Annotated in this window: 5 protein-coding genes; all 5 read left to right on the top strand. The window is 68.5% G+C overall.

Annotated features, from left to right (window positions below; genetic code table 11):
- The first annotated feature begins 345 nt into the window (after positions 1 to 345).
- Positions 346 to 1,668, top strand: a complete 1,323-nt coding sequence (locus IH13_RS0134415) for an ABC transporter substrate-binding protein (RefSeq protein ID WP_031090799.1) — start codon at positions 346 to 348, stop codon at positions 1,666 to 1,668.
- A gap of 169 nt (positions 1,669 to 1,837) precedes the next feature.
- Complete coding sequence (locus IH13_RS0134410) at positions 1,838 to 2,836, top strand: carbohydrate ABC transporter permease (RefSeq protein ID WP_031090797.1); 999 nt, start codon at positions 1,838 to 1,840, stop codon at positions 2,834 to 2,836.
- A 15-nt stretch (positions 2,837 to 2,851) separates the two neighbouring features.
- Positions 2,852 to 3,772: a carbohydrate ABC transporter permease gene (locus IH13_RS0134405; protein WP_031090794.1), complete on the top strand. Its 921-nt coding sequence runs from the start codon at positions 2,852 to 2,854 to the stop codon at positions 3,770 to 3,772.
- 135 nt (positions 3,773 to 3,907) lie between these two features.
- Positions 3,908 to 5,368 (top strand): GH1 family beta-glucosidase, encoded by a 1,461-nt coding sequence (locus tag IH13_RS0134400; RefSeq protein WP_031090792.1) that lies wholly within the window; start codon positions 3,908 to 3,910, stop codon positions 5,366 to 5,368.
- 225 nt (positions 5,369 to 5,593) lie between these two features.
- Positions 5,594 to 6,381 (top strand): LacI family DNA-binding transcriptional regulator (locus tag IH13_RS0134395; RefSeq protein WP_037843241.1); only part of this gene is annotated, 788 nt, incomplete at its 3' end.

Here is a 6,381-nt window from a genome sequence, read left to right as displayed (position 1 = left end):
CCGCTCGTCCGGCCGCCAACACCCCTGTGACCTGCGGCTATTGGGATAATCCGTCGAGGGGCATGCAGTGTGTGCGCGGAAGCGCAAGACCTCGGGCGGACACGTTAACGTGACTTGGAGGACACACTCGGGCAACGGAAGCGTCTTCAACTCTTGACACCCACCCCCTTGAGGCAGCAATCTTCCGGCATCAGCGCATGGGAGCGCTCCCATATCGAACGAGGTTTTTCGCTCGTACGGGGACGACACCGCCCATGTCTCTCCGTACCACCGGCACCCGCGGCCACCAGCGCGTATGCCGAGCAGATCGAACGCCAGTCCCACCCTGGAACAAGGAGTAGTGGAATGCGCATCACCCGCACCGTCGCTGGTCGACGTCGCAGAACGGCCGTCCTGGCCACCACGGGTCTCACGACCGCCGCCCTGCTGCTGACCGGTTGCAGCGACTCCGGTTCGGACTCCGACAAGGCCGAAGCGGACGGGAACATCACCCTGACCGTCGCCGACTTCGGTCAGTTCGGCTACAAGGAGGCGGGGCTCTTCGAGAAGTACCACGAGCTCCACCCGAACATCACGGTCAAGGAAACGACGACGTCCGACGAGAAGGTCTACTACCCCAAGTTCCTCCAGCAGCTCAACACGGGCAGCGGACTGGCCGACATCCAGGGCATCGAGGTCGGCCGCGTCAAGGAACTCGTCGACACCAAGGCGGACGCCTTCGCCGACCTGTCCGAGGTCATCGACGTCAACGAGTGGGTCAACTGGAAGGCGCTGCAGGCCAGCACCGACGAGGGCAAGGTGATCGGCGCGGGTACCGACATCGGCCCGATGTCGATCTGCTACCGCCGTGACCTGTTCGAGCAGGCCGGCCTGCCGGCCGACCGCGAAGAGGTCGCCAAGAAGGTCGCCGGCGGCTGGGGGGACTACCTCAACCTCGGCGAGGAGTACAAGAAGAAGGCCCCCAAGGACACCTACTTCATGGACTCCGCCAGCGCCATGTACAACGGCGTGGTGAGCTCCGACGAGGAGCAGTACTACTCCAAGGACGGCAAGGCGATCTACAAGGAGAGCGCCGGCGTCAAGGCGGGCTGGGACCTCGCAGCCGATGCGGTCGACAAGAAGCTGACCCAGGGCCTGGCCCAGTTCCAGGACCCGTGGAAGGCCGCCCTGCGCAAGGGCAGCATCGCGACCGTGGCCTGCCCCGCGTGGATGGCGGCGCAGATCTCCACGTACGCCGGTGACGAGTTCAAGGGCAAGTGGGACATCGCCCGCACCCCGGGTGAGACCGCGGCCAACTGGGGTGGTTCGTTCCTCTCCGTGCCGGCCAAGGGCAAGCACGTCAAGGAGGCCGGCGAGCTCGTCAAGTGGCTGACCGCCCCCGAACAGCAGGCCGCCGTCTTCAAGGCCGCCGGTCTCTTCCCGTCGAACAAGGGCGCCTACGAGCTCCCCGATGTGAAGACCGCCAAGCTGGAGTACTTCAACAACGCCCCCATCGGTGAGATCTACGCCGAAGAGGCCAAGGTCATCCCCGCCGCCGTGCTCGGCCCGAAGGACGGCATCATCAAGGACTCCATCTCCACCCAGATCAACAACATGGAGCAGCGGGGCACCAGCCCGGACAAGGCCTGGGACGACGCCGTCAAGTCCATCGACAAGGTGATCGGCTGATCCTTGCCGGTGCGGGCGGCCGGGACGTCTTCCACGAGTCCCCGGCCGCCCGCACCGGTGCCGGTTCCCACGCCGGCCCGTGCACGGCTTCCGACACCTCCGCCGGACCCGACCAGAGATCCGGCCTGCCCCTGCGGTGTCGGCACACCCCAGGGAAGGACTCCCACCTGTGGCAACCACCACCCCCGCCCGGGGCGCACAGGGCTCACGCCCCAGCCGCCGCGCCCCGAAGCCCATGACCCCCGGCCGTCAGGCATGGCGCAGTCGGCTGTGGCGCTTCGACGACAAGGTGTCGCCGTACGCCTACATCGCCCCCTTCTTCCTCGTCTTCGGGGCCTTCGGGCTCTACCCGCTCATCTACACCGGCTGGATCGCCCTCCACCGGGTGGAGATGACCGATCTCGACCAGATGGAATGGGTGGGCTGGGAAAACTTCAGCACCATCCTGCAGGACTCCGAGTTCTGGACCGCGGTCACCAACACCTTCGTCATCGGTGTCATCTCGACCGTTCCGCAGCTGATGATGGCGCTCGGTCTCGCGCACCTGCTGAACTACAAGCTGCGTGCCAGCACGTTCTGGCGCACCGTGATCCTCACCCCGTACGCCACCTCGGTGGCTTCGGCCGCCCTCGTCTTCGCCCTGGTCTTCCGTGCGGACGGCGGCCTGCTGAACTGGGTGCTCAGTTTCTTCGGCGCCGGCGATACGAACTGGGCCAACGGCCACTGGACGTCGAAGATCGCCATCGCCGTCATCGTGATCTGGCGCTGGACGGGCTACAACACGCTGATCTACCTCGCGGCGATGCAGGCGGTGCCCTCGGACCTGTACGAGGCCGCGTCGCTCGACGGAGCCTCCCGCTGGCAGCAGTTCCGCAACGTGACGATCCCCTCGCTGCGGCCGACGATCCTCTTCACGATCGTCATCTCGACCATCGGCTCCATGCAGCTGTTCGGTGAACCCCTCCTGCTCGAGGGCGGTACCAACGGGGCCCAGGGCGGCACCGAGCACCAGTACGAGACGCTCAGTATCTACCTCTACAACTACGGCTGGAACCTCTTGCACCTCGGACCGGCCGCCGCAGTCGCCTGGGCCATGCTCGCCCTGCTGTTGCTCATTGCCGCGATCAACTGGCTCGTCGGGCGCTTCATGCGCAAGACCGCGGCCTGACGGGGAGCGATACACATGACCACCACCAGCCCCATCGCCGCACCCGACCGCAGCGGCGTCTCCAAGTCCGCCGTCCGCGGTGAGCCGCCGCGCCGCCGGTTCAAGCCCGGTGCCGGCCGCCAGCACCACGCGGGTCCCTTCGCCTACATCGCCCTGGCCGTCGTCGGCATCGGCTCGCTGTTCCCGCTGTACTGGACGCTCGTCACCGCCTCCCGTACCCAGAACGAGGTGCTCGACACGCCACCGCCGTTCCTCCCGGGCGGCAATCTGTTCCACAACCTGCAGGCGGCCTGGGAACAGGCTCACCTCGGCACGGCCATCGTCAACACGTTCATCGTGTCCGCCTGCATCACCACGGCGACCCTGTTCTTCTGCACCCTGGCCGGGTACGCCTTCGCCAAGATGCGCTTCAAGGGCCGTGGAGTGCTGATGACCGTGGTCATCGCCACTCTGACGATTCCCCCGCAGCTGAGCGTCGTACCCCTGTTCATGATGATGGCCGACATCGGGTGGGGCGGTCAGCTGGAGTCGGTGATCTTCCCGACCCTGGTGAGCGCCTTCGGGGTGTTCTTCATGCGCCAGTACCTGCTGGAGGCGCTGCCGTACGAGCTCATCGAGGCGGGCAGGATGGACGGAGCGAACAATCTCCGCATCGTGTGGAGCATCGTGCTCCCCGTGGCCCGCCCTGCCATGATGGTGCTCGGCATGCTCACCTTCGTCCAGACGTGGAACGACTTCTTCTGGCCCTACCTCGCCCTGAGCCAGGACAACCCCACCCTCCAGGTGGCACTCGGACAGCTGAGCGCCTCCTACGTCCCCGACCAGAGCATCGTCATGGCCGGCGCGCTGATCAGCACCGTGCCACTGCTCGTCGTCTTCGTGATCTTCGGCAAGCAGATCGTCGGTGGCATCATGTCAGGCGCCGTCAAGGGCTGACCGCCGGCCCGCTTGTTCCGTATCCGGTCCGACCCCGGCCGTCCCGTACGGCCTGTACCTGACCGCAGGCCGTACGGGTACCGGGGTCCCCGCTCTTCCCGTCCACGTTCGTCAACCCATGGGAGCGCTCCCAACATGACTGCAGTACGACCCGACACCACCCCCCAGGCGCCCGAGGCAACGAACTTCCCCACGGGCTTCCTCTGGGGCGCGGCCACCGCCTCCTACCAGGTGGAGGGCGCCGCCGCCGAGGACGGCCGGACGCCGTCCATCTGGGACACCTTCAGCCGCACCCCCGGCAAGGTCCGCAACGGCGACACCGGCGACATCGCCGCCGACCACTACCACCGCTACCGCGACGACGTCGCCCTGATGAAGGGGCTCGGGCTCAAGGCCTACCGCTTCTCCGTCTCCTGGTCGCGGGTCCAGCCCACCGGACGCGGCCCCGCCGTGGAACGCGGCCTGGACTTCTACCGCAAGCTCGTCGACGAGCTGCTCGACGCGGGCATCATGCCCGTCGCCACCCTCTACCACTGGGACCTGCCCCAGGAGCTGGAGGACGCCGGCGGCTGGCCCGAGCGGGCGACCGCGGACCGGTTCGCCGACTACGCCGCGATCGTCTCCGGCGCGCTCGGTGACCGCGTCGGCATGTGGACCACCCTCAACGAGCCCTGGTGCTCGGCCTATCTCGGCTACGGCTCCGGCGTGCACGCGCCCGGCCGCACCGAGCCCGCAGCGGCGCTGCAGGCGGCCCATCACCTCAACCTCGCCCATGGCCGGGCGATCGAGGTCCTGCGTACCCAACTCCCCGCTGCGGCGCAGACCTCGGTCACCCTCAATCTCCACCAGGTCCGCCCGCTCACCGACAGCGCGGCCGACGCGGACGCCGCCCGCCGGATCGACGCGGTCGGCAACCGGGTCTTCACCGGCCCGATGCTGCGCGGTGAGTACCCCGAGGACCTGATCGCCGACACCTCGCACCTGGTCGACTGGTCGAAGCTGGTCCAGGACGGCGACCTCGCCACCATCTCGCGGCCCATCGACGCGCTCGGCATCAACTACTACACGCCGACGCTCGTCTCCGCCCCGGCGGAGGGGGCCGACTACGCGCGCAGCGACGCCCACGGAGCCAGCGACCACTCCCCGTGGCCCGGCTCCGAGCACGTCGCCTTCCACCTCGCCGAGGGGAAGGAGCGCACCGCGATGGACTGGTCGATCGATCCCAACGGGCTCTACAACCTCCTCATGGACGTCCACCGGGACCACCCGGAGCTGCCGTTGATGGTCACCGAGAACGGCGCCGCCTTCGACGACTACGTCTCGCCCGAGGGCAAGGTCGAGGACCCCGAGCGCATCGCGTACCTGCACGGCCACCTCGACGCCGTACGCCGGGCCGTCGCCGACGGTGCGGACGTCCGCGGTTACTTCCTGTGGTCGCTGATGGACAACTTCGAGTGGGCGTACGGCTATTCGAAGCGCTTCGGCGCCGTGTACGTCGACTACGCCTCCCAGCGCCGCATCCCCAAGGCGAGCGCCCACTGGTACTCCGAGGTGATCCGCCGTCACGCCCTGCCGCCGGTCGACGGCACGGCCTGACCGCCGCCGTCACACCTGAGCGGGACCCGGCCGGGAGGCCGGGTCCCGCTTTTCCATGCCCGTCCTACCTGTTCGTCATCCGGACACCGTAGTCTTGGGAGCGCTCCCAAGAGATGCGGGGCCGCAGGACCCCAGGTCGTGGCCGCACATGCGTCAAGGGATCGGACGGCGGGACTTGGTTTGGGTATCCGGCTGTGAGAAATTGACCGCGAACGGGAGGCAGCCATGGCGGCAGCGCGAGTACGAAGTGGCGGGCGGCCCACGCTCGAAGAGGTAGCGGCACGGGCCGGGGTCGGGCGGGGCACGGCCTCACGCGTCATCAACGGCTCGCCGCGCGTCAGCGCCCAGACCCGCGAGGCGGTCGAGGCCGCGGTCGCCGAACTCGGCTACGTACCCAACCGGGCGGCCCGGGCGCTCGCCGGCAACCGCACGGACGCCATCGCGCTCGTCGTCCCCGAGTCCGAGACGCGCTTCTTCGCCGAACCGTACTTCTCCGACATCGTGCGCGGCGTCGGGGCGGCACTCGCCGACACCGAGATGCAGTTGCTGCTGACCCTCGCGGGCAACGACCGCGAGCGCCGCCGGCTGGCCCAGTACCTGACCGCGCACCGGGTCGACGGGGTGCTGCTCGTCTCGGTGCACGCCGACGACCCGCTGCCGGACCTGCTCGAACAGCTCGGTATGCCCTCCGTGATCAGCGGCCGCAGGCACGCGGCGGAGACCTTGCCGTCGGTCGACTCCGACAACTTCGAGGGCGCCCGCGCGGCCGTCGACCACTTCATATCGCGAGGCCGCCGGACCATCGCCACCATCACCGGACGCCTCGACGTGTACGGCGCCCAGCGCCGGCTCGACGGCTACCGCAAGGCCGTGGCCTCGGCGGGGCTCGACCCCGACGAACGGCTCATCGCGCCCGCCGACTTCAGCGAGGAGAGCGGCGCCCGGGCCATGCGGGAACTGCTGGCCCGCCGCCCCGACGTGGACGCGGTGTTCGCCGCCTCCGACGTCATGGT

Source organism: Streptomyces sp. NRRL WC-3549 (assembly GCF_000721935.1).
In the GTDB taxonomy this organism is placed as follows: Bacteria; Actinomycetota; Actinomycetes; order Streptomycetales; family Streptomycetaceae; genus Streptomyces.
This window is presented reverse-complemented; position numbering and strand designations above follow the sequence as displayed.